Consider the following 26,529-nt stretch of genomic DNA (forward strand, 5'->3'; position numbering starts at 1 on the left):
CGCCCGGGGCCGGCGCGACCGGCCCGAGGCCGCCGGTCCACGCCGTCCACGGTCGGCGCGCGGAACCACCCGGAGCGGAAGGCGGGGTTCGAGCCGCCGGTTTTCCGCCATCGGCCCGGTAGGGGCGGCAGGCGTCCGAGGGGCGGGACGCGGCGCGGTGAGCGCGGGCCCGGAGAGATCCCGGCGAAGGGATTCCCGCACGGAGAACGGTGGATGGCGTGCGGTTCATGATCGACGAAACGTCCGGTTAACGAACACGGCCGTACGCGCAGCGGACGACTTCCGGCCAAGTTGTTGACGCGGTCCTGACAGATACCAGCGGTAGCTGCCACTCTCTCCCCGGTTCCTCGCAACCGCGTTCGCCGCTTCACCCGTTCGTGTGCCACAGCTCTGCTTGCACTGCCCGGCCCGCCCACCCAGCGGCCCGGTACCCCCCATCGCAAGAAGGAGTCCGCGTGAGATCCACGCCCAGCCGCCGCGCCACCGCGACCGGCGCCCTCGTCGCCGCCGCCGCCATGCTCGCCGTCGGCGTCCAGGCCGGCAGCGCCTCCGCCGACATCACCGGGACCACCGCCCCGGCCGCCCAGGCCGCCGGGAAGGCCAACCCCGGCAAGCTTCCCGCCGACCTCACGCCCGCCCAGCGCTCCGCGCTGATCAAGGCCGCCGACGCCGACAAGGCCGAGACGGCCAAGGAACTGGGCCTCGGCAGCCAGGAGAAGCTCGTCGTCCGCGACGTGGTCCAGGACCGCGACGGCACGACCCACACGCGCTACGAGCGCACCTACGGCGGCCTCCCCGTCCTCGGCGGCGACCTGATCGTCGCCGAGTCCAAGGCGGGCGCCACCACCGGGATCACCAAGTCCTCCCGGGCCGAGCTGAAGAACGTGGACCTCGCCGCCACCGTCACCCCCGCCGCCGCGGAGAAGCAGGCCGTGGGCCTCGCCGCCGCCGACGGCTCGAAGGCGACGAAGAGCGAGCGCGCCCCGCGCAAGGTCGTCTGGATGGCACAGTCCGGCGCCCCCGTCCTCGCGTACGAGACCGTCGTCGGCGGCCTCCAGGAGGACGGCACGCCGAACGAGCTGCACGTCGTCACCGACGCCAAGTCCGGCGCCAAGCTGTACGAGTGGCAGGCCGTGCACACCGGCACGGGCAACACCCAGTACAGCGGCCAGGTCACGCTCGGCACGGCGCCCTCGTACACGCTGACCGACACCGGTCGCGGCAACCACAAGACGTACAACCTCAACGGCGGTTCGTCCGGCACCGGGACGCTCTTCAGCAACACCACGGACGTCTGGGGCAACGGCCTGCCCTCCAACAAGGAGACGGCCGGCGCCGACGCCCACTACGGCGCCGCGCTCACCTGGGACTACTACAAGAACGTCCACGGCCGCAGCGGCATCCGCGGCGACGGCGTCGGCGCGTACTCCCGGGTCCACTACGGCAACGCCTACGTCAACGCCTTCTGGCAGGACTCCTGCTTCTGCATGACGTACGGCGACGGCGCGGGCAACACCAAGCCGCTCACCTCCATCGACGTGGCCGCGCACGAGATGACGCACGGCGTCACCTCCAACACCGCCGGCCTGGTCTACAGCGGCGAGTCCGGCGGCCTCAACGAGGCCACCTCGGACATCTTCGCGGCGGCCGTCGAGTTCTACGCCAACAACGCCCAGGACCAGGGCGACTACCTCGTCGGCGAGAAGATCGACATCCGCGGCAACGGCACCCCGCTGCGCTACATGGACAAGCCGAGCAAGGACGGGTCCTCCAAGGACTACTGGTACTCCGGCATCGGCTCGGTCGACGTCCACTACTCCTCGGGCGTGGCGAACCACTTCTACTACCTGCTCTCCGAGGGCAGCGGCGTCAAGACCGTCAACGGCGTCACCTACGACTCGCCGACCTCCGACGGCCTGCCCGTCACCGGCATCGGCCGCGACAAGGCCTCGCTGATCTGGTTCAAGGCCCTCACCACCAAGTGGGGCTCCTCGACCAACTACGCGGCCGCCCGCACCGGCACGGTCGCCGTGGCCAACGAGCTCTACGGCGTCGACAGCCCCGAGTCGCTCGCCGTCCAGCACGCCTGGGCCGCCGTCAACGTCGGCACCCGCCCGGGCGGCACCACCCCGCCCACCGGCAAGGTCTTCGAGAACACCGCCGACGTCTCCATCCCGGACTCCCCCGGCGCGGCGGTCACCTCGACGGTCAACGTCACCGGCGTCACCGGCAACGCGCCGACCAACCTCGCCGTCGGCGTGAACATCGTCCACACCTACATCGGTGACCTCGTCGTCGACCTCGTCGCCCCCGACGGCTCGGTCTACAACCTGCACAACCGCTCCGGCGGAAGCACCGACAACATCAACCAGACCTACACCGTGAACGCCTCCAGCGAGGTCGCCAACGGTGCCTGGAAGCTCCGCGTCCAGGACAAGGCCGGGGCCGACACCGGCTACATCAACTCCTTCAAGCTGACCTTCCCGTAACCCGGGAAGCACGGCCGGAAGCAGCCACGACGGACGCCCGGAGGGACCCATCCCTCCGGGCGTCCGCCCGTCTCACGGCAGTTCCGCCGCGGACACCAGCCGCCCGCCGGTGAAGCACAGCCGGTAGACCGGGACCTCCGCGAAGACCGTCGCCCGGTAGTACCGGCACTCGTCCACCCCCGCCGGCTCCGGCGGCAGCCCCGCCGGAGGCGCCTCCAGCGCGTGGTCGGGCAGGTCCTCCACGATCTCCGCGTACGCCTGGCCGACCAGCAGCCGCGCGTAGTTGTCGGGCTCCAGGTACGAGCGCGACTGCGACCACACCGCCACGCCCGCCGTCAGCACCGCCAGCGCGACCAGCAGCGCCAGCGGGATCCAGATCGCCCGCACCAGGTCCTCGCGCACCCGCCGGCGGGCCCGGTCCAGCTCCCGGGCCGAGGTCGGCGCGACCGGCACCGCCGCCGGCGCCCGCCGGGGCAGCACCGCCTCCAGCGCGAAACCGCCGCCCCGCACCGGACCGTGCGTCAGGGTGCCGCCCGCCAGCCGGACCCGCTCGTCGAGCCCGACGAGCCCGGAGCCACCGGAGGCGGGCGGCCCGGCCCCCTCGCCCGGCCCGGCCCCCTCGCCCGGCCCGTTCTCCACCCGTACCGTCACCCGCGGCCCGGACTCCCGGACCTCGACGGTCACGGCGGCGCCCGGAGCGTGCTTCGCCGCGTTCGTCAGCCCCTCGCGTACCACCCCGTACAGCGCCCGGCCCGTCATCCCCGCCAGCTCCGGCGGGGCGCCGCGGAGCGTCACGCCGAGCCCCGACGCCCGGGCCCGGTCCACCAGTTCGCCGACCGTCTCGTCCGGCGGCGTCGTCGGGGCCCCCGCGCCCTCCTCCCGCAGCACCCCGATGACGTCCCGCAGCCGCTCGGTCGCCTCCGCCGCCGCCCGGCGCAGGTCGCCCGCCGCCCGCTGCTGCTCGGGCCCGAGCCCCGGGTCCACCTCCAGGGCCCCGGCCCGCACCGCGATCAGCGCCAGGTCGTGGCCGAGGGAGTCGTGCATGTCCCCGGCGATCCGCGACCGCTCCCGCAGCCGCTCCCGGTCGGCCACGGCCGCCTGCTCCCGCTCCATCCGGTCGGCCAGCTCCCAGCCACTGCGCACCAGCCGGTCGTACTGGCGGACGTAGCGGCCGACCAGCCAGGGCGCCACGATCGCCAGCGCGAGGGCGAGCAGCAGGGTGAACCAGGGGCCGAGGGAGGTGCCGGTCAGCCGGGTGAGCAGCAGCCCCACCGCGGCCACCGCCCCGAAGAGCCAGAGCGAGCCGCGGGTGTGGTCCTGGCGCCGTCCGGCGAGATAGCCGAAGGCGACCAGGGCGAGGCTGTACGAGGGGGTGAACAGCTCCAGGGTGGCGGGCAGGCTCGCGGCGACCGTGACCGCGAGCGGCAGCAGCGGCCACCGGCGGCTGACGGCGACGCAGCCGCCGAGGACGGTGACGCCGGCGGCGACCTGGAACCAGGAGCCGCCGTCGTTCGGGTCCGAGCGGAGCAGCACCGGCACGGAGAGCAGCACCCACAGCGCCAGGTCGAAGAGGCGCCGGCGCGCCCGGGAGGTCTCAGGCACGGAAGGGGTCCGGGTCGCCGGGGCGGGCGCGCCCGCCGTCGCCGGGACGGCCGGGCCCGGGGCGGCCGTCGGGACCGCCGCCGTCCGGCCCGGGCGCGTCGCCGACGAGTCCGGCCTCGTGGGCGAGGACGGCGAGCTGGACGCGGTTGCGCAGGCCGAGGCGGCCGAGGACGGCGCTGACGTGGGCCTTGACGGTGCCCTCGACGACGTACATGCGGGCGGCGATCTCCTGGTTGGAGCAGCCGGCGGCGAGCAGCGAGACGACCTCCCGTTCGCGGCCGGTGAGCGGGGCGAGCCGGGCGCGGGCGGCGGCCGCGCGGGTGAGGCGCTCGCCGCCGAGGGTGTCGATGACCCGGCGGGCGACGGTGGGCGAGAGGGCGGCTCCTCCGGCGGCGACCGCGCGGACCCCGGCGATCAGTTCGCGCGGGTCGCCGGACTTGAGGAGGAAGCCGCCGACGCCGCCGCCGAGGGCCCGGGCGATGTAGTCGTCCTCGGAGAAGGTGGTGAGCATGACGACCGCCGTCTCCGGGAGGGTGCGGCGGAGCTCGTCGGCGGCGGCGAGGCCGTCGAGGCGGGGCATCCGGATGTCGAGGAGGGCGACGTCGGGCCGGTGGAGCCGGGCCAGCTCCACGGCCTCGTGGCCGTCGCCGGCCTCGGCGACCACCTCGATCCCCGGGTCGGTGGTGAGGATGGCCCGCACCCCGGCGCGGATCATCGTCTCGTCGTCGGCCAGCAGCACCCTGATCATGCCGTCCAGCCTAGGCACCCCGTTCCGGCCCGGGCACCGGGACCGGAACGGCGTGCGGAACCGGGACCGGAACGGGGAGTGGGAGGCGGCTACCTCAGGAGCACCCCCGCGGCCTCGCTCGCCGGGCCCTCCGGCAGGGCGAGGAGGCCCGGTTCGGCGGGATGGGCGAGGAGCGGGTGGGCGGGGAGCACCCGCACGGTGCAGCCGAAGGGGCCGGTGCGGTCCAGCTCCAGGGTGCCCGCGTAGGGCTGCCGGCCCTCCAGGTCCGGACCGCCGGCGGGCTTGAGCGTGACCGTGCGGGTGGCGGTGAGGGTGTCGTCGGCGCCGGCGCGCCCGGTGACGGCCTGCACCTCGACGTCGTCGGGGGCGAGGCCGCCGAGCGCGACCCGGACCCGGACGACCGGCGTGGCGCCCAGCTCGGCACCGGCCTCGGCGAGGTCGTCGCCGATCTCCACGTGGTCCACCGAGACGCCCGGCCAGGCCGTCCGCACCCGGGCCTTCCAGGCGGCGAGCTCCCGCGCCCGGTCCGGGGTGAGCGCCCGGCGGGCCGCCGCGGCGGGGACGTACAGCCGCTCCACGTACTCCCCGACCATCCGGTCGGCGAGGACCTTGGGGCCGAGTTCGGTGAGGGTGCGGCGGACCATGGCGGTCCAGGCGGCGGGGACGCCGTCGGGGCCCCGGTCGTAGAAGCGGGGGGCGACCCGGCGCTCGATCAGCTCGTAGAGGGCGGCGGCCTCCAGGTCGTCGCGGCGCTCCTCGTCGGCCGCGGCGGCGCCGTCGGCGGTGGGGATGGCCCAGCCGAACTCGGGCTCGTACCACTCGTCCCACCAGCCGTCGAGGACGGAGAGGTTGAGACAGCCGTTGAGCGCGGCCTTCATGCCGCTGGTGCCGCACGCCTCCAGGGGGCGCAGCGGGTTGTTGAGCCACACGTCGCAGCCGGGGTAGAGGCCGCGGGCCATCTCCATGCCGTAGTCGGGCAGGAAGACGATCCGGTGCCGGACCCGGGGGTCGTCGGCGAAGCGGACCAGCTCCTGGACGAGCTTCTTGCCGCCGTCGTCGGCCGGGTGGGCCTTGCCGGCGACGACCAGCTGCACCGGCCGCTCGGGGTGGAGCAGCAGGGCGCGCAGCCGGTCCTTGTCGCGGAGCATCAGGGTGAGCCGCTTGTACGAGGGGACCCGGCGGGCGAAGCCGATGGTGAGGACCTCGGGGTCGAGGACGGCGTCGGTCCAGCCGAGTTCGGCGGCGGCCGCGCCGCGCTGCCGCCAGGAGGCCCGCAGCCGGTCCCGGACGTCGGCGACGAGCCGGGTGCGCAGGGTGCGGCGCAGCTCCCACAGCTCGCTGTCGCTCGCGTCGGGGCCGAGGCGGGTGGCCTCGGGGGCGGTCCAGGTGGGGGCGTGGACGCCGTTGGTGATGGAGGTGATCGGCACCTCCTCGGGGTCGAAGCCCGGCCAGAGTCCGGCGAACATCTCCCGGCTGACGGCGCCGTGGAGGGTGGAGACCCCGTTGGCGCGCTGGGCGAGGCGCAGGCCCATGGCGGCCATGTTGAAGACGCCGGGCTCGCCGCCGAGCGGGGTCTCGTCGCCGAGGGCGAGGATCCGGCCGGTGTCGAGGCCGGGCAGGGCGCCGTCGTCGCCGAGGTGGCGGGCGACGAGCCCCCGGTCGAAGCGGTCGATCCCCGCGGGGACGGGGGTGTGGGTGGTGAAGACGGTGCCGGCCCGGACGGTTTCGAGCGCGGCGTCGAAGTCCAGCCCCTCGCCCTGGAGTTCGCGGATCCGTTCGAGGCCGAGGAAGCCGGCGTGGCCCTCGTTGGTGTGGAAGACCTCGGGCTCGGGGTGGCCGGTGAGCCGGGTGTACGTGCGGACCGCGCGGACGCCGCCGATGCCGAGCAGCATCTCCTGGAGGAGCCGGTGCTCGCTGCCGCCGCCGTAGAGCCGGTCGGTGACGGACCGCTCGCAGGGGGCGTTCTCCTCGACGTCCGAGTCGAGCATGAGGAGCGGGACGCGGCCGACCTGGGCGATCCACAGGTGGGCGTGGAGGCTGCGGCCGCCGGGCAGCGCGAGGACGATCCGGGCGGGGGTGCCGTCGGCCTCGCGCAGCAGGGTGACGGGCAGCTCGCCCGGATCGAGGACGGGGTACTGCTCCTGCTGCCAGCCGTCGCGGCCGAGGGACTGCCGGAAGTAGCCGTGGCGGTAGAGCAGTCCGACGCCGATCAGGGGGACGCCGAGGTCGCTGGCGGACTTCAGGTGGTCGCCGGCGAGGATGCCGAGCCCGCCGGAGTACTGGGGCAGCGCGGCGGCGACGCCGAACTCGGGCGAGAAGTAGGCGAGGGCGGCGGGCCCGTCGCCGGAGCCGCGCTCCTGGTACCAGCGGGGCCGCTCCAGATAGGCGTCGAGGTCGTCGGCGGCGGTGGCGAGCCGGGCGAGGAAGTCGCGGTCCGCGGCGAGCGCGGCGAGCCGGGGGGCCTCCAGGGCGCCGAGGACACGGACGGGATCGGCGCCCGCGAGCCCTTCGGGGGCGAGGGAGTCGAAGAGGGCACGGGTCGGCTCGTGCCACGACCAGCGCAGGTTGCGCGCCAGGGCGGCGAGGGGTCGAAGGGTGTCGGGGAGGACAGGACGCACGGTGAATCGACGGATTGCCTTCACGTGTCCCACCTTCGCAGGCCGGTGACGGTACGGAGCGGACGCACCACGCTGTGCGTCCGGCGTGCCGCACCGAGCGTAGGCTCCCGGCGCCGTCCCGGCCACGGTGCGTCCCCGGCACCCGGGGGCACGGACGGGGCGCCGGGGGCGCGTGCGGGGGTTCGGATCCGGTGGTTCGGATCCAGGATTTCGGATCCGGAATTTCGGATCTCGGAGATCGGATCCAAAATGCCGGACCCAAGATGCCGGATGCCGGAGATTGGATTAAGGAGATCGGATCCAGGATGTCGGATCCGGCGGTTCAGATCCGGCGGGGCGCGGCCGCCCGGTACTCCCCCGGGGTCACCCCGTAGGTGGCGCGGAAGGCGAGGTGAAAGCCGACCCGGCTGCGGTAGCCGACGCGGGCGGGCACGGCCGACTGGGGGAGCCCGGTCTCGGCGAGCAGCCGGGCCGCCTCCCGTATCCGGCGGGCCGTGAGATGGCGGGCCGGGGGCGAGCCGACGGCCTCGCGGAAGGCCGCGGTGAAGGCGGAGCGGGACATGCCGGCCTCGCGGGCGAGGGTGACCACGGTCCACGGCTCGGCGTAACGGGTCTCGATGACGGCGACGCTGCGGCCGATGCCCGGATGCGGGTACGGGTACGGGCCGTCCGGTCGGCGGGGCGGGGCGGCGAGGGCGAGGGCGGTCTCCAGGACACGCAGGGCGAGCAGCCGGTCGCCGGGGCCCGGGCGCCGGCCGGGCGACGCGAGCAGCGCGAGGGTCTCCCGGAGCAGCGGGGCGGCCTCGACGCGGGCCCGTTCGAGGCGGAGGGCGCGGGGCAGGACGGACACGAGGGGGGTGGCGGCCCGCCGGTCGTACCCGGCACGGACGGTGAGCACCCGGACGCCCGCGCCCCCTTGCGCCCCGTCGAGCCCCCACACCTCCGCGGGCGCCCCGCCCGGGGCGGGCGCGCCGGGTGCGGACGTCCCCGGCGGTGGCGGCGCGTCGGGGGCGGCGGTGAGCCGGTGCCGGATGCCGGTCGGCAGGAGCGCGAGGTCCCCGGCGCCTAGTTCGAGGGTTCCGGCCCCGTGCAGGGCGAGCCGGCAACGCCCGGCCAGCACGTGGTGGAGGACGGCCCGAGCCAGGTCCGTGTCCATGCGCGTCTCCCGCCTTCTCCGGTGACGACGGACCGTCAGCGTAACCAGAACCGCCGGGGGTTCCGGTCCGCCGCACGGCGCCCGGACGGGTTTCCGGCCGACTCGCGTCTTGCCCGGCCCCCTACGCCCTAGTAGTTAACAAAGGGCCGGATTGCCCACGCCTGAACCCGGGGAAGCTCCCCGGGTACTCCCCGAACCCGTCCTCCCCGTCCCCGTCTTCACCCTCTTCTCCACCCCCGTCTCCACCCCCGTCCTCACCCCCGTCTTCGTACCGTCTTCATCCCTGTGGGCCCGCCATCCGAGTGAACGCGGAGGGGCGCGGCGATGCCCGCCTCCCACCGGCCTCCGGCGCGGCTAGAAAGAGCGCACCACCACCCGCACCCCCGGAAACCGTCAGGTGATGCTGTGAATCCGCTCATGGGACGCATTCCCGTACTGGACGTCCGCCCGTTGGTCGACTGCGGCCGGCGCCCCGCGAAGGCAGTGGCCGGCGAGACCTTCGAGGTGTCGGCGACCGTCTTCCGCGAGGGCCACGACGCGGTCGCCGCCAACGTCGTCCTCACCGGCCCGACCGGCCGCCCGGGGCCGTGGACCCCGATGCGCGAACTGGCCGAGGGCTCCGACCGCTGGGGTGCCGAGGTCACCCCGGACGCCGAGGGGCTGTGGACGTACACGATCGAGGCGTGGAGCGACCCGCTGGCGACCTGGCGCCACGCGGCGAAGATCAAGATCCCGGCCGGGATCGACTCCGAACTCGTCCTGGCCGAGGGCGCCGAGCTGCACGAGCGGGCCGCGAAGGGCGTCCCGAAGAAGGGCGGCGGGCGGGAGGCGGTGCTCGCGGCGGCCGACGCGCTGCGCGACGAGTCCCGGCCGGCCGCCGCGCGGCTCGCCGCCGCGCTCGCGCCGCGGGTGACCGGGACCCTGGAGCGCCATCCGCTGCGCGAACTGGTCTCCGCCTCGGCCGCGTTCCCGCTCCGGGTGGAGCGGGAGCGGGCCCTGTACGGCTCCTGGTACGAGTTCTTCCCGCGCTCGGAGGGCGTCCGGAAGGTCAAGGGCCGTACGGTTCCCGGGAACTTCCGCACCGCGGCCGAACGGCTTCCGGCCATCGCGGCGATGGGCTTCGACGTGGTCTACCTGCCGCCGATCCACCCGATCGGCGAGACCCACCGCAAGGGCCCCAACAACTCCCTCTCGGCGGCCCCGAACGACGTCGGCGTGCCGTGGGCGATCGGTTCGCCGGAGGGCGGGCACGACGCGGTCCACCCGGACCTGGGCACGATCGAGGACTTCGACGCCTTCGTGGCCCGGGCCCGCGAACTGCGCCTGGAGATCGCGCTGGACTTCGCGCTCCAGTGCTCGCCGGACCACCCGTGGGTGGAGAAGCACCCGGAGTGGTTCCACCACCGTCCGGACGGCTCGATCGCCCACGCGGAGAACCCGCCGAAGAAGTACCAGGACATCTTCCCCATCGCCTTCGACAAGGACATGGACGGGATCGTCGCCGAGACGGTCCGGGTCATGCGCCACTGGATGGACCACGGGGTGCGGATCTTCCGGGTGGACAACCCGCACACCAAGCCGGTGGTGTTCTGGGAGCGGGTGATCGGGGAGGTCAACGGGCGGGACCCGGACGTGGTCTTCCTGGCGGAGGCCTTCACCCGGCCGGCGATGATGCGGACGCTCGGCGCGATCGGCTTCCAGCAGTCCTACACGTACTTCACCTGGCGGAACTCCAAGGATGAGCTGACCGAGTACCTGACCGAGCTGTCCGGGGACGTGGCGGCGCAGATGCGGCCCAACTTCTTCGTGAACACCCCCGACATCCTGCACGCCTACCTCCAGGAGGGCGGCCGTCCGGCCTTCGAGGCTCGGGCGGTGCTGGCGGCGACGCTCTCGCCGACCTGGGGGATCTACGCCGGGTACGAGCTGTGCGAGAACACCCCGCTGCGCTCCGGCAGCGAGGAGTACCTGGACTCGGAGAAGTACCAACTCCGGCCCCGGGACTGGGAGGCGGCGGAGCGCTCGGGCGCGACGATCACCCCCCTGATCACCTCCCTGAACCGGATCAGGCGCCGCCACCCGGCGCTCCGGAGACTGCGGAACCTGTCCTTCCACCAGACGGACAACCCGCAGGTGATCGCGTACGCGAAGAAGTCGGGTTCGAACACCGTTCTGGTGGTCGTCAACCTCGACCCGCACCACACCCAGGAGGCGACGGTCTCGTTGAACATGCCGGAACTCGGCCTCGGCTGGCACGAGACCGTGCCGGTGCGCGACGAGCTCACCGGCGACACCTATCACTGGGGCAGGAACGCGTACGTGCGCCTCGAACCGGGCGTCACGCCCGCGCACGTGCTCGTCCTGCGACCGTCCCCGCAGACCGGAGGGTCACCCACCTCATGACTGTCAACGATCCCGTCCCCGACACCTTCGAGGACACCCCCGCCAAGGACCGCGATCCGGACTGGTTCAAGCGGGCCGTCTTCTACGAGGTCCTCGTCCGGTCCTTCCAGGACAGCAACGGCGACGGCGTCGGCGACCTGAAGGGCATCACGTCCCGCCTGGACTACCTCCAGTGGCTCGGCGTGGACTGCCTGTGGCTGCCGCCGTTCTTCAAGTCCCCGCTGCGCGACGGCGGATACGACGTGGCCGACTACACGTCGGTCCTCCCCGAGTTCGGCGACATCGCCGACTTCGTGGAGTTCGTGGACGCGGCGCACCAGCGCGGGATGCGCGTGATCATCGACTTCGTCATGAACCACACCAGCGACCAGCACCCGTGGTTCCAGGAGTCCCGGCGCGACCCGGAGGGACCGTACGGCGACTACTACGTCTGGGCCGACGACGACAAGCAGTACGCCGACGCCCGGATCATCTTCGTCGACACCGAGACCTCCAACTGGACCTTCGACCCGGTCCGCAAGCAGTACTACTGGCACCGCTTCTTCTCGCACCAGCCGGACCTCAACTACGAGAACCCGGCGGTCCAGGAGGAGATCCTGTCGGCGCTGAAGTTCTGGCTGGACCTGGGGATCGACGGCTTCCGGCTGGACGCGGTGCCGTACCTGTACCAGCAGGAGGGCACCAACTGCGAGAACCTGCCGGCCACCCACACCTTCCTCAAGCAGGTCCGCAAGGAGATCGACGACCACTACCCGGACACGGTGCTGCTCGCCGAGGCCAACCAGTGGCCCGAGGACGTCGTCGACTACTTCGGCGACTTCCGCTCCGGCGGCGACGAGTGCCACATGGCCTTCCACTTCCCGGTCATGCCGCGGATCTTCATGGCCGTGCGGCGCGAGTCGCGCTACCCGGTCTCGGAGATCCTGGCGAAGACGCCGGAGATCCCCTCCGGCTGCCAGTGGGGCATCTTCCTCCGCAACCACGACGAGCTCACCCTCGAGATGGTCACGGACGAGGAGCGGGACTACATGTACGCCGAGTACGCCAAGGACCCGCGGATGCGGGCCAACATCGGCATCCGGCGGCGGCTCGCCCCGCTCCTCGACAACGACCGCAAGCAGATGGAGCTGTTCACCGCGCTGCTCTTCTCGCTGCCGGGTTCCCCGGTGCTGTACTACGGCGACGAGATCGGCATGGGCGACAACATCTGGCTCGGCGACCGCGACGGGGTGCGCACCCCGATGCAGTGGACCCCGGACCGGAACGCGGGCTTCTCCTCCTGTGACCCGGGCCGGCTCTACCTGCCGACCATCATGGACCCGGTCCACGGCTACCAGGTGACCAACGTGGAGGCCGGGATGGCCTCTCCGTCCTCGCTGCTGCACTGGACGAAGCGGATGATCGAGATCCGTAAGCAGAACCGTGCCTTCGGGACGGGGACGTACACCGAACTCCCCTCCTCCAACGCGGCGGTGCTCGCCTTCCTGCGGGAGGACGGCGACGACCTGGTCCTCTGCGTGAACAACTTCTCGCGGTTCGCGCAGCCGACCGAGCTGGACCTGCGGCGCTTCGACGGGATGCGGCCGGTGGAACTGATCGGCGGGGTGGAGTTCCCGCCGGTCGGCGAACTGCCGTACCTGCTGACGCTGGCGGGCCACGGCTTCTACTGGTTCCGCATGAAGCGCACCTGACGTCAGGCCATTTCGGCCTCGCCCGGGGTGGGACGGTTTCCTCCGTCCCACTCTGGGAACTGTGTCCCACACACGAACCGGGTCCATCCCGCTCCATCCCGCCCCATCCATATGGATCTTCCCTTTCCGACACGTCCCGCACATCCGGACAGCCCCAGCCGCCATCCGGGACAATCTGCGCATTTGAACCCTTACGACAGCCCTGTGCGCACCCCGGGGAAAGGACGCGATGCCATGCCGGAGACCGCCGCATCCACCACCCGGGCCCCGGACGCCCTCCTTCCGTCCCTGACGCCCCTGCTCCACGAATGGCTGCCCCGGCAGCGCTGGTTCGCGGGCAAGGGCCGCCGGGTGACCGGATTCACGCTGGACGCGGCCACCGAGCTGCTGCCCCTGGACGGCGCCGGACCCGGACTCCTCCATCTCCTCCTGCGGGTCGAACAGCCCGGCCGCCCGGCCGGCGAGCCCGCCGACTGCTACCAACTCCTCCTCGGCGTACGGTCCCAGCTGCCGCCGCGCCTCGCGCCCGCCCTCATCGGACGCGTCCGGCAGGGCCCGCTGGCCGGCCGCGCCGTCTACGAGGGGCTGCGCGACCCCCGGCTCGCCGGGCTCCTGTACGAACGGCTGCGCACCCCCGGTCGCACCGGGCCGCTCCGCTTCCACGCCACCCGCGCCCTGCCCGGGGCGCTCGCGCCGCGGGTCCTCGACGCCGAACAGTCCAACTCCTCACTGGTGTTCGGCGACGCGTACATCCTGAAGATCTTCCGGCGGGTCAGCCCCGGCGCCAACCCCGACCTGGAGCTGACCCTCGCCCTCGGGCAGGCCGGCTGCGCCCGGGTGCCGGCGCCGGTGGCCTGGTTCGAGTCGGGGGCGGCGACGCTGGGCGTGCTCCAGCCGTACCTCCGCGACTCCCGGGACGGGTGGCGGCTGGCGCTCGACGCGCTCGCGGCGGGACGGGAGTTCACCACGGAGGCGCGGTCGCTCGGGCGGGCCACCGCCGAGGTGCACCTCGCGCTCGCGGAGGCCCTGCCCACGCAGCGGCTGGAACGCGCCGAGACGGAGGGCCTGGCGGCCGCGATGGACCGGCGGCTGCACGCCGCCGCGCAGGCGGTCCCCGCGCTGCTGCCGTACGTCCCCGGGCTGCGGGCCGTCTTCGCGGCCGCCGGCGACGCGGAGGGCGCGGGCGCGGTGCAGCGGATCCACGGCGACCTGCACCTCGGGCAGACGCTGCGCGGTTCCGACGGCGCCTGGGCGGTCATCGACTTCGAGGGCGAGCCGGCGAAGCCCCTCGACGAGCGCCGCCGCCCGCAGCCGACGGTCCGCGACGTCGCGGGGATGCTGCGCTCCTTCGACTACGCGGCGCGTACGCACCGCCCGTGGAACGCGGAGTGGGCGGCGCGCTGCCGGGCGGCCTACTGCACGGGCTACGCGGAGGTCTCGGGCGCGGACCCGCGCACGGACCCGGCGCTGCTCCGTGCCTACGAGACCGACAAGGCGGTGTACGAGGTCGTCTACGAGGCCCGTCACCGCCCCGACTGGCTCCCCGTCCCCCTCTCCGCCATCCACCGCCTCGCCACCCCCTCGTGACCCCGCCTCCCTCGCGGACCGCGCCGGGGCGGGCCAGGGGCGGGCTCCGCGAGGGAGATGGCCCGTTCGGCCGAGTTTCCGGGGGGCTTGTGGGGCGTTGCCCAGTTCGTACACATTCCAAGTTTTCTGGAGGCCACCGGTGACCGCCAAGACGCCCCGCACAGCGCCCCCTCTCGACCCCGGCGAGCGCGTGCGGCTGCTCGCCGGCGAGCATCACGACCCGCACTCCCTGCTCGGCGCCCACCCGGTGAAGGGCGGGGTCGTCCTGCGCGCGCTGCGCCCGTGGGCGCGGGGTGTGACGGCCGTCCTCCCGAAGGGGCGGAAGGTCGAGTTCGACGACGACGGCGACGGCCTGTTCTCCGCGTTCGTCCCGCTGCTGCGGAAGGTCCCGGCGTACGAACTCCGCGTGCGGTACGAGGGGAGCGAGCTCGCCGTACAGGATCCGTACCGGCACCTGCCGTCGCTCGGCGAGCTCGACCTGCACCTGATCGGCGAGGGCCGGCACGAGGAGCTCTGGACGGCGCTGGGGTCACGCGTGATGACGCACGGCGGGGTCGCCGGCACCCGCTTCGCCGTCTGGGCGCCGAACGCCCGCGGCGTCCGCGTCACCGGTGACTTCACGCACTGGGACGGCACCGGGCTGCCGATGCGGTCGCTCGGGTCGACCGGCGTGTGGGAGCTGTTCGTGCCGGGCGTCGGGGAGGGGGCGGTGTACAAGTACGACATCACGCGGCCCGACGGCTCGCACACGGTCCGCGCGGACCCGATGGCCCGTCGCACCGAGTGCCCGCCCGACACCGCCTCGATCGTCACCGAGTCGCACTACGAGTGGAGCGACCAGGAGTGGATGGCGCGGCGCGGCGCGCGGCCGCCGCACGAGGCGCCGATCTCCGTGTACGAGCTCCATCTGCCGTCCTGGCGGCCGGGGGCGACCTACCGTCAGCTCGCCGAGGAGCTGCCCGCCTACGTGCGCGAACTCGGCTTCACGCACGTCGAGTTCATGCCGGTCACCGAGCATCCCTTCGGCGGCTCCTGGGGCTACCAGGTCACCGGTTTCTACGCGCCGACCGCCCGCCTGGGCACCCCGGACGACTTCAAGTTCCTGGTGGACGCGCTGCACCGGGCGGGCATCGGCGTGCTGATGGACTGGGTGCCGGCGCACTTCCCGAAGGACGACTGGGCGCTGGCCGAGTTCGACGGGCGGCCGCTGTACGAGCACCCGGACCCGCGCCGCTCGCACCACCCGGACTGGGGGACCCTCGAGTTCGACTACGGCCGCAAGGAGGTGCGGAACTTCCTCGTCGCCAACGCGGTGTACTGGTGCCAGGAGTTCCACGTCGACGGGCTGCGCGTGGACGCGGTCGCGTCGATGCTCTACCTGGACTACTCGCGCGAGTACGGCGAGTGGCTGCCGAACGAGTACGGCGGCCGGGAGAACCTGGACGCGGTCGCCTTCCTCCAGGAGATGAACGCCACCGTCTACCGCCGCTGCCCCGGCATCGTCACCTTCGCCGAGGAGTCGACCGCCTGGGACGGCGTGACGCGGGCGACGGACCTGGTCGGGCCGGGCGGCTTCGGCGGGCTCGGCTTCGGGATGAAGTGGAACATGGGCTGGATGCACGACTCGCTCCAGTACATGGAGAAGGAGTCCGTGCACCGCAAGTACCACCACCACGAGATGACCTTCTCGATGGTGTACGCGTACAGCGAGAACTACATCCTGCCGATCTCGCACGACGAGGTGGTGCACGGCAAGCGGGCCCTGGTGTCCAAGATGCCCGGCGACTGGTGGCAGCAGCGCGCCAACCACCGCGCCTACCTCGGCTTCATGTGGGCCCATCCCGGCAAGCAACTCCTCTTCATGGGGCAGGAGTTCGCGCAGGGATCGGAGTGGTCGGCGGAGCACGGGCCGGAGTGGTGGCTGCTCGACCCGGCGTACGGGGCGGAGGCCGATCACCGCGGGGTGAAGGACCTGGTGGGGGACCTGAATCGGGTCTACACGGCGACCCCCCCGCTCTGGGAGCGGGACACCGCGCCGGAGGGCTTCGAGTGGGTGGTCGGGGACGCCGCCGACGACAACGTCCTCGCCTTCCTCCGCTACGACGGCTTCGGCTCGCCGCTCCTCGCCGTCTGCAACTTCTCCCCCGTCGTCCGGCACGACTACCGGCTGGGCGTGCCGGACGCCTTCGCCGCGTGGGGCGAGGTGCTGAACACCGACGCGGCCCGGTACGGCGGTTCGGACGTGGTCGGCACCGACCCGGTGAAGACCGAGTCGGTGCCGTGGCACGGGCGGTCGGCGAGCGTCCGGATGACGCTGCCGCCGCTCGCGACGGTCTGGCTCAGGCCCGCGTGACCGCGCTCGGGCGGGCCTGACCGCGCTTCAGGCCCGCCTGACGATCCCGAGCCGCTGGGTGGCCCGGGTCAGCGCCACGTACAGGTCGTTCGTGCCGTGCGGGGCGCCGGCCCGGATGCCGTCCGGGTCGACGACGAGGACCGTGTCGAATTCGAGGCCCTTCGCCTGGCGCGGGTCGAGGAGGACCACCGGGCGGGTCAGGTCGGGCTTCTCGCCGTGCGAGGCCTCGGGAAGCGCCTCGACCAGGGCGGGGAGCAGCTCCGCCGGGGCGATCACCGCGAGCCGGCCCTCGGAGCGCGGCTCGGCGGCGACCGCGTCCGCGGTCTCCTTCACCGGGTCCTCGACGGTCCGGTCCCACGGCTCGACGCCGGTGGAGCGGACCGAGCCGGGCGGCTCGAAGGACGGGTCGTCCTCGCGGCGCACGGCGGCGGCGACCGCCATGATCTCGGCGGGCGTGCGGTAGTTGACCCCGAGCTTCACGTGCTGCCAGCGGTCCTCCACGTACGGCGTGAGGATCCGCTCCCACGCGCCGACGCCGGCCGGGTCGCCGGTCTGCGCCGGGTCGCCGACCAGGGTCATCGAGCGGGTGGGGCTGCGGCGCATCAGGAGCCGCCACTGCATGGCGGACAGCTCCTGCGCCTCGTCGACGATGATGTGCCCGAAGGCCCAGGTGCGGTCGGCGGCGGCCCGCTCGGCGGCGGTGCGGTGGTCGGCCTCCTCCTGGCGCTCGGCGAACCGCTCGGCGTCGATGATGTCGTGCGCGGAGAGCACCTCGGAGGCGTCCTCGTCGAGCTCCTCCTTGTCCTCGAACTCGTAGGTGCGGGAGGCGAAGGAGACGTCGAGGACGCCCTGCGCGTACTGCACCTGCCGCTGCCGCTCGGCCTCCTGGGCGGCGCGGGCGGCGGAGTCGTCGTGGCCGAGGAGCTCGGCGGCCTCGTCGAGGAGCGGGACGTCGCCCGGGGTCCACGGGCCGCCGTCGCGGCGGATCGCGGCGGCGTCCTCCTCGGCGAGGTGGGTGGGCTCGGCGAGGTAGTCGGCGAGGAAGGCCTCGGGGGTGAGCTCCGGCCAGAGCTCGTCGACGGCGGCGTGCACGTCGGGGTTGGCGGCGATTCCCTTGGCGAGCAGGGCGATGTCGTCGGGGCCGAGGAAATTGGGGCCGCCGTACGGGTCGGCCCCGATCCGGTCGGCGAGCTGCGCGGCGAGCGCGTCGAGGATCCGGAAGGCGAAGTAGGGGCGGGCGAGGTTGTGCGGGAGGACGGTCTCGCGGGCCTTGTGGCGGGCCTCCAGGGCCATGTCCCAGTCGATGACGAGGTCGCCGTCCTCGTGCGGCACGACGAGCGGCGCCCCGCGCTCGGGGACCTGCTGCCGGTCGCGCACGGCCTCGGCGAGGGCGGCGGCCATCCGGACGTCGCCCTTCACGGCGGCGGCGCGGGCGGTGTCGGTCCCGGTGGCGCGGACGCCGGGGTACAGCTCGCCGGGGGTGGCGAGGAGGACGCCGGTCTCGCCGAGCGAGGGCAGGACGTTGCCGATGTAGCCGAGGAAGGCCGGGTTGGGGCCGACGATGAGGACGGCCCGCCTGGCGAGCTGCTCGCGGTGGGCGTAGAGGAGGTACGCGGCCCGGTGCAGGGCGACCGCGGTCTTGCCGGTGCCGGGGCCGCCCTCGACGACGAGGACGCCGCCGTGCGGGGAGCGGATGATGGCGTCCTGCTCGGCCTGGATGGTCTGCACGATGTCGTGCATCCGGCCGGTGCGGGCGGCGTCGAGCGAGGCGAGCAGCACCTCGTCGGCGTCCCGGCCCTCGTGCCCGGAGCGGCTGCGGTCGGCGAGGTCGAGGACCTCGTCGTGGAGCGAGACGACCTCGCGGCCCTTGGTGGTGATGTGCCGGCGGCGGGTGAGGCCCATGGGCTCGTGGCCGGTGGCGAGGTAGAAGGGGCGGGCGATCTCGGCGCGCCAGTCGACGACGAGGGGGGTCCGCCGCGGGTCGTCCTCGCGCAGCCCGATGCGCCCGATGTGGTGGTCGCGGCCGTCCCGGAAGACGAGCCGGCCGAAGCAGAGTCCGGTCTCGCCGGCGTTGAACGCGGCGAGCAGCCCCGACTGCTCGGCGACCATGATGTCCCGCTCCAGACGCGACTGCGCGCTCCCGGTCCCGGGCGTCCCGAGGGCCTCGCCCACGGCGGCCTCGGCCCGTTCCCTCAGGTCGTCGAGCCGCGCGTAGAGCGAGGTGATGAATTTCTGCTCGTCCCGAATTGGCTCGGTTGACAATTCGACTCCCAGCGCGATACAGTGCCTTTAGTGAAATGCTCCGTGAATTCGCTTGAGCATGTATGGACATAAGCTCCGAGCGAGCACACGGAATTCACCAATATAGGCGCCGCACCACCCCGACTGTCAATTCAGCCGGGGTTTTTTCGTGCCCTCACGCCGTTTCCGTGTGGCGCAGGATCTCCTGCGCGAGCGGGGCGTGGACCTCGGGCGGCAGGGCGTGGCCCATGCCGGGGATCTCGACGAGGCGGGCGCCGCGGATCACCTGGGCGAGGTGCCGGGCGTGCGGCGGCGGGGCGACCGGCTCGGCCGGGGCGGAGACGACCAGGGTGGGGACCCCGGTGGCGGCGAGCCGTTCGGTGCGGACGAGGCCGGAGGCGTCGGCGCGGGCGTGGGCGGTGCCGGGGGCGTGGTGCCCGGTGTGGGCGACGATCCGGCGTTCCTGCGCGCGGAACCACTCCGGGTCGAAGGGGAGGACGCCGCCGGCCAGGGCCCGCCAGTGCGCGACCCGGTCGTCCAGCTCCCCCTCCAGGTCCCGCTCCTCCGCAGGGCGGGACCACAGCCCCAGGAGATCGGCGGAGGGTCCGGGCAGCTCCTCGACCGGGATCCGGGTCCCGTCGGGGGCGGTGTACGGGGTGGTGCTGAGCGCGGCGGTGCCGATGACGGTCGCGCTGAGCAGCCGGTCAGGGTGGTCGGCGATCAGCAGCTGGGTGAGCAGCCCGCCCAGCGACATGCCGACCACGTGGGCCCGCTCGACGCCGAACGCGTCCAGGACGGCGACCGCGTCCTCGGCGAGCCGGGCCAGGGGGTAGGGCCTCTCGTCGAAGGCCCAGGTGGAGCGGCCGGTGTCCCGGTGGTCGTACCGGATCACCCGGTGGGCGGCGGCGAGCGGCTCCACCAGCCCGTCGGGCCAGGTCAGCCCGGACGCCTGCGCGCCCATGACGAGGAGCAGCGGGGGCAGGCCGGGGTCCCCGTGCTCCTCGACCCAGAGCCGTACGCCGGGCTCGACGTCCACATACCGTTCGCGCGCCATGCCGCTCTCCTCCCGACCGATGGCAAGACGAGACGTATCGTATCGTCAACACCGCGGGGAAGGTCAAGCACCCCGGGCGCCGGACGCGCCCGTCGCCGGGTCGACCGCCCGCCCGGGCGGACCGCCCCGGTCCCGTGCCCCGGCTCAGTCCAGGACGTCCGCCAGCTCCTCCCCCAGACGCCGCTTCGGGCGGGCGCCGACCATGGACTTCACCGGCTCTCCGTCCCGGAAGACCATCAGGGTGGGGGTGGCCAGGACGCCGTAGCGGAGGGTGGTGGCGGGGTTGCGGTCCACGTCGATCTCGACCACCCGCAGCCTGCCCGCCTCCTCCGCCGCGAGCGCGGCCAGCACCGGCTTCAGCTGGCGACAGGGGCCGCACCAGGCGGCCGTGAACTGCACCAGGACCGGCGGCCCCGCCGAGAGGACGTCCGTCGCGAAGTCCGCGTCGCTCGTCTCCGTCACCCCGGCGCCCGCCCCGGTCACCGCGGCGCTCGCCGCGGCCGTGGCGGGGGTCGTGCCCGTGGCGGGGGTCGTGCCCGTGGGGTTCGTCGTCATCTCCCTCTCCGTCACTCCTCCGTGCTCCCTGTCGTCTCCGTGCCGAGCTCGCACCGGGGGGCCGGGCCCGTGGGCAGATCGGCCTCGGCCCGCAGCAGCTGGACGGCCACCTGGTCGCGCACCTCCCGGAGCCGGCCGAGCAGTGCGTCCAGTTCGTCGAGCTTGCGGCGGTAGACGGCGACCGACGCGGGACACGAGTCCCCCGCCGGGTGGCCGGCCCGCAGGCAGTCGACGAACGGCCGGGTCTCCTCCAGTCCGAACCCGAAGTCCTGGAGGGTCCGGATCTCGCGGAGCAGCCGGAGGTCGCTCTCGTCGTAGGTGCGGTGCCCCCGCTCCGTACGCCGGGCGGGCAGGAGGCCACGCGACTCGTAGTACCGCAGGGTCCGCGTGGTCGTCCCGGCCCGCTCGGCCAGTTCTCCGATGCGCATGACGACGAACGTACGCGTTGACGCCGACGTCAGGGCAAGGGCGCCGTCACGGAATCCCGGCCGCCGCCCTCGACAGGGGGACGACCTCCGCCTCCTCGTACGCGAATCGGAGTCGCCGGCCGGACCGACGACGAGAAGCCGGTCGCCGTCCTCGGCGCATCCGAGCGGGGTGGTGTGTTCTTTTCCGGACCTGGCGCCGGTGGTGGTGAGGAGAAGGAGCACCCGGCCCTCGAAGGGGCCGCCGAGGCGTCCGGCGTGGATGCGGAATTCTTCGATGACCGGGGCGTCGAAGTCGAGAGGCGACTGCCGTCCCTACCGCCCTCTTGCCTCCATACCTCCGCTTTCCAGCGCGGACCGACACGCGACGCGAGGAGCCCCCTTCTCGGCGGAACGCCCTTGACCGTGTCAAGGGCGTTCCGCGCGGGGCGAGTTCCTCCCGGTGCCCGGATCCGGCTCAAGGCCCGGGTCCCGGGAGGAGGTTCGGGTAGGTCAGACGCCGGCCCGGGCACGCTCCTCGCCCTGGTCGCGCTGGTCCGGTACGGCCGCGGGGTCGGCGGCCGGGGCGTGGTCGGCGTGGCCGGTGTGATCGTCGACGAGGGTCTTCTCGTCGAAGGGGAACTTCCCCGCCAGGACCTCGGTCACCCGCGTCCGGTCGATCTCCTTCGTCCAGGTGCCGACGAGGACGGTGGCGACGGCGTTGCCCGCGAAGTTGGTGAGGGCGCGGGCCTCGCTCATGAAGCGGTCGATGCCGACGATCAGGCCGACGCCGTCGACCAGGTCCGGGCGGTGCGACTGGAGGCCGCCGGCGAGGGTGGCGAGGCCGGCGCCGGTGACGCCGGCGGCGCCCTTCGAGGCGATGATCATGAAGACGAGGAGGGAGATCTGCTCGCCGATCGAGAGCGGGTCGCCCATCGCCTCGGCGACGAAGAGCGAGGCCATCGTGAGGTAGATGGCGGTGCCGTCGAGGTTGAAGGAGTAGCCGGTGGGGACGGTGATGCCGACGACCGGCTTGGAGACGCCGAGGTGCTCCATCTTCGCGATCAGGCGGGGCAGCGCCGACTCGGAGGAGGAGGTCGAGAGGATCAGCAGGAACTCGCGGCCCAGGTACTTCAGGAGGGACCAGATGTTGACCCCGGCGACCAGCCGGAGCAGCGCGCCGAGGACGACGAAGACGAAGAGGGCACAGGTCAGATAGAAGCCGATCATGATGACGGCGAGCGACTTCAGGGCGTCGAGGCCGGTCGCGCCGACCACCGCGGCGATGGCGCCGAAGGCGCCGACCGGGGCCGCCCACATGATCATGGAGAGGATGCGGAAGACCAGCCGCTGGATGTGGCCGATGCCGCGGAGCACCGGCTCGCCGGCCGAGCCCATCGCCTGGAGCGCGAAGCCCGCGAGGAGGGCGACGAGCAGGGTCTGGAGGACCTCGCCCTCGGTGAAGGCGGAGACGAGGGTCTTCGGGATGATCCCGAGCAGGAAGTCGGCGGTGCCCTCGCTCGCGCCCTCCGCCTGCTTGGCGCCGGCCTCGGCCAGCTCCTTGGTGAGGTGGAGGCCGGAACCGGGCTCCAGGAGGTTGCCGACGAGGAGGCCGATCGCGAGTGCGACGGTCGACATCACCAGGAAGTAGCCGAGCGCGAGGCCGCCGACGGCGCCGACCTTGGCGGCCTTGCGGACCGAGCCGACGCCCAGGACGATCGTGCAGAAGATGATCGGCGAGATCATCATCTTGATGAGGTTCACGAAGCCGGTGCCCAGCGGCTTCAGCTCGACGGCCACGCCCGGGGCGAGGAAGCCGACGCCGATGCCGAGCAGGACGGCGCCGATCACGGCCAGATACAGATAGTGGGTACGGTCCCGGCGTGCGGCCACGGGGTCCTCCTCGCGCTGATGGGGTGTCCACGTCCCGGTGGACTCCGCGACTATCCATCAGCCTGTGACCGGGGTCACCGTTGCGTGCGTTTCGTTCATGGCCGAAACGTCACCGGTCCCCGGGGCGGGCGCGGGCCCGGCCTGCGGCAAGGGCACGATTCGGGAACGCAATGCCCCGGAGCAAATCCCGGCGTGCACACTTGCTCGCATGCGTCTCCCGCTCCTCCGCCCCCTCCCCCGGCCACGGCCCCGCAGCCTGGCCGGCCAGCTCTTCGCGATGCAGGTCGTGCTGATGGCCGCGGTCGTGGCGGGCTGCGCGGTCTTCGCGTACGTCACGGACCGGGCGCAGGCCGAGGAGACCGCGCGACGGCAGTCCACGGCCACCGCGACGGCGGTCGCCGGCTCGCCCTCCGTGGTGACCGCCGCCCGCTCGGCCGAGCCGTCCGCCACGCTCCAGCCGTACGCGGAGGAGCTGCGCCGGCGGGCGGACGTGGCCTTCGTGGTGATCATGGCGCCGGACGGCACCCGGTGGACGCACCCCGAGCCCGACCAGATCGGCCGCCACTACCTGGGCCACATCGAGCCGGCGCTGCGCGGCGAGACCTTCTCGGAGACCCACCTCGGGATCCTCGGCCCGTCGGTCCGGACGGTCACCCCGGTCCTCGCCGACGGGCGGGTGGTCGCCCTGGTCAGCGCCGGCATCACCATCGAGCGGATCAGCGCGCAGGTGCGGGAGCAGGTGACCGCGCTGCTCGGGATGGCGGGCGCGGCGCTCGCGCTCGGGGGCGCCGGTACGTACGTGATCAACGCGCGGCTGCGGCGGCACACCCACGGGATGAACGCCACCGAGCTGAGCCGGATGCACGACTACCACGAGGCGGCGCTGCACGCGGTACGGGAGGGACTGGTGATGCTCGACGGGCGGCGCAGGATCGCGCTCATCAACGACGGGGCGCGCGAACTGCTCGGCCTGGACGACGGGGTGATCGGCCGCTCGGCGGCGGACCTCGGCCTTCCGGCGCCGCTGACCGGGGCGCTGCTCTCCTCGGAGCCCCGGGTGGACGAGACCCATCTGACCGACGAGCGGGTGCTGGTCGTCAACACCCGCCCGGTGGTGGGCGGGGAGCGGCGCGGCACCGTGGTGACGCTCCGGGACCGGACGGAACTCCAGTCGCTCTCCGGCGAGTTGGACTCCCAGCGCGGTTTCACGGAGGCGCTGCGCTCGCAGGCCCACGAGGCGGCGAACCGGCTCCACACGGTGGTCTCGCTCATCGAACTCGGGCGCGTGGCCGAGGCGGTGGAGTTCGCGACGGCCGAGCTGGAGCTGGCACAGGCGCTCACCGACCGGGTGGTGGACGCGGTCGGCGAACCGGTCCTCGCGGCCCTGCTGCTCGGCAAGGCCGCCCAGGCCAACGAGCGGGGCGTGGAGCTGGTCCTCACCGAGGACAGCCGGATCGACGACGGGCTGCTCCCGCCGGCCCTGGAGCCCAGGGACCTCGTCACGGTCCTGGGCAACCTCGTCGACAACGCGGTGGAGGCGGCCGGCGGGACCCCGCACGCGCGCGTGACCGTCACGGTCGCGGCCCGCGCGGGCGACGGCGAGCTGCTGCTCCGGGTCGACGACAGCGGCCCCGGCGTCCACCCCGCCGACCGGGACGCGGTCCTCGGCCGCGGCTGGTCCACCAGGGGCCCTGGCCGCGGCCTCGGCCTGGCCCTGGTCCGCCAGGCCGTCACCCGCGCCTCCGGCACCCTCACCGTCGCCGAGACCCCGACCGGCGGCGCCCGCTTCACGGTCCGGGTCCCGCTGCCCCCCCGCGCGACGAAGGCTCCCGCGCCGACGCCCGCCACCGACGGGACCGGCCTCCCCCGGAACGGAGACCCGAGGCCCGGCGGCGCACCCCCACGGCCGCGACGGGCCGCCGACACGGCCGGCGCCGGGTCCGGCGCCGATGCCGCTTCTGGTGCCGGGGCCGGGTCCGATGCCGCTTCTGGTGCCGGGTCCGGCGCGGGCGCGGGCGCGGGCGCGGGCGCGGGCGGTGCCGGTCTCCCCCGGGACGGCGGGCCTCGCGCCGTCCGTCGGTCCGACGGCGGTGCCGCGTGAGCGGGCCGCAGGAGATCCGGGTCCTGGTGGTCGAGGACGATCCCGTCGCCGCCGACGCGCACGCGCTGTACGCGGGCCGGGTGGAGGGGTTCCGGGTGGTGGGGGTGGCGCACTCGCGGGCGGCGGCGGTGCGGCTGCTCGACCGGGTCCCCGTCGACCTGATCCTGCTCGACCTCTACCTTCCCGACGGCCACGGGCTGGCGCTGCTGCGGGCGCTGCGGGCCGCCGGGCACGCGGCGGACGTCATCGCGGTGACCTCGGCGCGGGATCTGGCGGTGGTGCGCGAGGGGGTGTCGCTCGGGGTCGTCCAGTACGTCCTCAAGCCCTTCGCCTTCGCGACGCTGCGGGACCGGCTGACGCGGTACGCCGAGTTCCGGGGCGCGGCCGGGGAGGCGTCCGGGCAGGACGAGGTCGACCGGGCGCTCGCCGCGCTGCGCGCCCCGCAGCCGGCCACCCTGCCGAAGGGGCTGAGCGGCCCGACCCTGGAGGCGGTCACCCGCAGCCTGCGGGAGGCGCCGGACGGGCTGACCGCGGCCGAGGCGGGCGTCGCGGTGGGGATCTCGCGGATCACCGCCCGCCGCTATCTGGAGCACCTGGTCACCGAGGGCCGTGCGGTCCGCGCCCCGCAGTACGGCCAGATCGGGCGCCCCGAGCTCCAGTACCGCTGGCGCGAAAGCACCCACTGAGCCGCCCGTCCGGGTCCCGGACTCCTCCCGGGCCGCCGGGCCCCGGGCGGCCGGAGCCTTCGGAGCCGCGCCCGCGCGCTCCGGGAAGCGCCGACGGCGGAGCACGTACCGCCCGAAAAGCACCGAAGACGGAGCCCGCACCCGTTCACCGGATGTCACGCTCCGATTACCGGCCATTACCGGCGGGTTCCGACGTTCCTACAGGCCGTGGCCTCATATGAACGCACCGTAGCCAGATTCGGCCATTCGGGCCTACCGTGGCCGGGTGCACCATCCCTCTCCCCCCTTCGACGCCCCGGCCGCGCGCCGCCTGCGGCAGGGGCTCGGCATGGCGCCCGCCCATGTCGCATACGGCCTGCGGGCCCAGTACGGCCTGCCCGTCGCCCCCGACACCGTCGCCGCCTGGGAGCGCGGCACCCTCGTGCCGAGCGAGCAGGAGCTGACCGCCCTCGCGGGCGTCCTGTGGTGCTCGCCGGCCGATCTGATCGCCGTCGCCTCCACCCTGCGCGAGCACCGGGTGGCGCGCGGGCTCTCCGTGGAGGAGCTGGCCCGGCGGGTGGGCGTCGCGGCGCACGCGTACGCCCGGATGGAGGACGAGGGCGGCTGGAAGGGCACCGAGCGGCAGACGGCCGCGCTCGCCGAGGTCCTGGGACTCGGCCCGCGGGCCCTGATCACCGCGACCGGCGGCGACGAGCGGCTCGCGGAGCTGCTGCGGGACGCGGCGACGACCCGCTGGCAGGCGTACGTGAAGCCGGCGGTGCGGATGCTGCCGCTGCCCAAGCGGGTGGTGGAGCCGGCCCTCGCGCGGCTGCACGCGGAGTACCACGCCCACATGGCGGCGACCTCCAGCTGGGGCGCCTCGGGCGCGACGGGCGACGAGGGCCGGGCGTACCTGGAGTCGGTCAACGAGCACTTCTGGGCCGCGGTCGGGCTGTAGGGCCGGGAGAA

General features: G+C 73.7%; 17 protein-coding genes and 1 pseudogene. 8 read left to right on the forward strand and 10 right to left on the reverse strand.

Annotated features, from left to right (window positions below):
* Positions 1-455: 455 nt before the first annotated feature.
* Positions 456-2,489, forward strand: coding sequence for a M4 family metallopeptidase (locus ACFQ8C_RS24960; RefSeq protein ID WP_383461480.1), 2,034 nt, complete (start codon positions 456-458; stop codon positions 2,487-2,489).
* A 72-nt stretch (positions 2,490-2,561) separates the two neighbouring features.
* Here ACFQ8C_RS24960 and ACFQ8C_RS24965 read toward each other — a convergent pair whose 3' ends face one another.
* The 4 genes from ACFQ8C_RS24965 to ACFQ8C_RS24980 all read right to left on the reverse strand — a co-directional run bounded on the left by ACFQ8C_RS24965 (position 2,562) and on the right by ACFQ8C_RS24980 (position 8,613).
* On the reverse strand, positions 2,562-4,091 hold the full coding sequence (locus tag ACFQ8C_RS24965) for a sensor histidine kinase (RefSeq protein ID WP_383461482.1): 1,530 nt from the start codon (positions 4,089-4,091) through the stop codon (positions 2,562-2,564).
* Positions 4,084-4,839 (reverse strand): response regulator transcription factor, encoded by a 756-nt coding sequence (locus tag ACFQ8C_RS24970; RefSeq protein ID WP_383461483.1) that lies wholly within the window; start codon positions 4,837-4,839, stop codon positions 4,084-4,086. Before ACFQ8C_RS24970 ends, ACFQ8C_RS24965 begins: the two co-directional genes overlap by 8 nt.
* A gap of 89 nt (positions 4,840-4,928) precedes the next feature.
* On the reverse strand, positions 4,929-7,481 hold the full coding sequence (gene glgP, locus ACFQ8C_RS24975) for an alpha-glucan family phosphorylase (RefSeq protein ID WP_383461485.1): 2,553 nt from the start codon (positions 7,479-7,481) through the stop codon (positions 4,929-4,931).
* A 298-nt stretch (positions 7,482-7,779) separates the two neighbouring features.
* Positions 7,780-8,613 carry an AraC family transcriptional regulator gene (locus ACFQ8C_RS24980; RefSeq protein WP_383461487.1) on the reverse strand — a complete coding sequence of 278 codons (834 nt, stop codon included), beginning with the start codon at positions 8,611-8,613 and terminating at the stop codon, positions 7,780-7,782.
* A gap of 417 nt (positions 8,614-9,030) precedes the next feature.
* Here ACFQ8C_RS24980 and ACFQ8C_RS24985 point away from each other — a divergent pair, with 417 nt between their 5' ends.
* The 4 genes from ACFQ8C_RS24985 to glgB all read left to right on the forward strand — a co-directional run bounded on the left by ACFQ8C_RS24985 (position 9,031) and on the right by glgB (position 16,647).
* Complete coding sequence (locus ACFQ8C_RS24985) at positions 9,031-11,016, forward strand: alpha-1,4-glucan--maltose-1-phosphate maltosyltransferase (RefSeq protein WP_383461488.1); 1,986 nt, start codon at positions 9,031-9,033, stop codon at positions 11,014-11,016.
* The gene (treS, locus tag ACFQ8C_RS24990) at positions 11,013-12,707 is read left to right on the forward strand and encodes a maltose alpha-D-glucosyltransferase (RefSeq protein ID WP_383461490.1); all 1,695 of its coding nucleotides are present in this window, start codon (positions 11,013-11,015) and stop codon (positions 12,705-12,707) included. The genes ACFQ8C_RS24985 and treS overlap by 4 nt, the downstream gene beginning before the upstream one ends.
* A gap of 234 nt (positions 12,708-12,941) precedes the next feature.
* Positions 12,942-14,294: a maltokinase gene (locus ACFQ8C_RS24995; protein ID WP_383461492.1), complete on the forward strand. Its 1,353-nt coding sequence runs from the start codon at positions 12,942-12,944 to the stop codon at positions 14,292-14,294.
* 139 nt (positions 14,295-14,433) lie between these two features.
* Positions 14,434-16,647, forward strand: coding sequence for a 1,4-alpha-glucan branching enzyme (glgB, locus tag ACFQ8C_RS25000; RefSeq protein WP_383461494.1), 2,214 nt, complete (start codon positions 14,434-14,436; stop codon positions 16,645-16,647).
* Positions 16,648-16,674: 27 nt separating this feature from the next.
* Here glgB and ACFQ8C_RS25005 read toward each other — a convergent pair whose 3' ends face one another.
* The 6 genes and pseudogenes from ACFQ8C_RS25005 to ACFQ8C_RS25030 all read right to left on the reverse strand — a co-directional run bounded on the left by ACFQ8C_RS25005 (position 16,675) and on the right by ACFQ8C_RS25030 (position 22,794).
* A complete protein-coding gene (locus ACFQ8C_RS25005) occupies positions 16,675-18,909 on the reverse strand; it encodes a HelD family protein (RefSeq protein ID WP_383461496.1) in 2,235 nt (744 codons plus the stop codon).
* Between the two features lie 154 nt (positions 18,910-19,063).
* On the reverse strand, positions 19,064-19,942 hold the full coding sequence (locus ACFQ8C_RS25010) for an alpha/beta fold hydrolase (protein WP_383461498.1): 879 nt from the start codon (positions 19,940-19,942) through the stop codon (positions 19,064-19,066).
* 144 nt (positions 19,943-20,086) lie between these two features.
* The gene (locus ACFQ8C_RS25015; protein ID WP_383461500.1) at positions 20,087-20,497 is read right to left on the reverse strand and encodes a thioredoxin family protein; all 411 of its coding nucleotides are present in this window, start codon (positions 20,495-20,497) and stop codon (positions 20,087-20,089) included.
* Positions 20,498-20,508: 11 nt separating this feature from the next.
* Positions 20,509-20,925 (reverse strand): MerR family transcriptional regulator, encoded by a 417-nt coding sequence (locus tag ACFQ8C_RS25020; RefSeq protein ID WP_383461501.1) that lies wholly within the window; start codon positions 20,923-20,925, stop codon positions 20,509-20,511.
* A 123-nt stretch (positions 20,926-21,048) separates the two neighbouring features.
* Positions 21,049-21,201 (reverse strand): annotated as a pseudogene (locus tag ACFQ8C_RS25025) (nitroreductase/quinone reductase family protein); the annotation flags it as partial.
* A 213-nt stretch (positions 21,202-21,414) separates the two neighbouring features.
* A complete protein-coding gene (locus ACFQ8C_RS25030) occupies positions 21,415-22,794 on the reverse strand; it encodes a cation:dicarboxylate symporter family transporter (protein WP_383461503.1) in 1,380 nt (459 codons plus the stop codon).
* Between the two features lie 208 nt (positions 22,795-23,002).
* Between ACFQ8C_RS25030 and ACFQ8C_RS25035 the strand changes: the two genes are divergently transcribed.
* From ACFQ8C_RS25035 to ACFQ8C_RS25045, 3 genes are all read left to right on the forward strand, one after another.
* Complete coding sequence (locus ACFQ8C_RS25035) at positions 23,003-24,895, forward strand: ATP-binding protein (RefSeq protein WP_383461505.1); 1,893 nt, start codon at positions 23,003-23,005, stop codon at positions 24,893-24,895.
* Positions 24,892-25,581, forward strand: coding sequence for a response regulator (locus ACFQ8C_RS25040; protein ID WP_383461507.1), 690 nt, complete (start codon positions 24,892-24,894; stop codon positions 25,579-25,581). The genes ACFQ8C_RS25035 and ACFQ8C_RS25040 overlap by 4 nt, the downstream gene beginning before the upstream one ends.
* A gap of 265 nt (positions 25,582-25,846) precedes the next feature.
* On the forward strand, positions 25,847-26,518 hold the full coding sequence (locus tag ACFQ8C_RS25045; protein WP_383461508.1) for a helix-turn-helix transcriptional regulator: 672 nt from the start codon (positions 25,847-25,849) through the stop codon (positions 26,516-26,518).
* Positions 26,519-26,529: the final 11 nt, after the last annotated feature.

This window comes from Streptomyces sp. NPDC056503 (assembly GCF_042794995.1).
Taxonomy (GTDB): Bacteria; Actinomycetota; Actinomycetes; order Streptomycetales; family Streptomycetaceae; genus Streptomyces.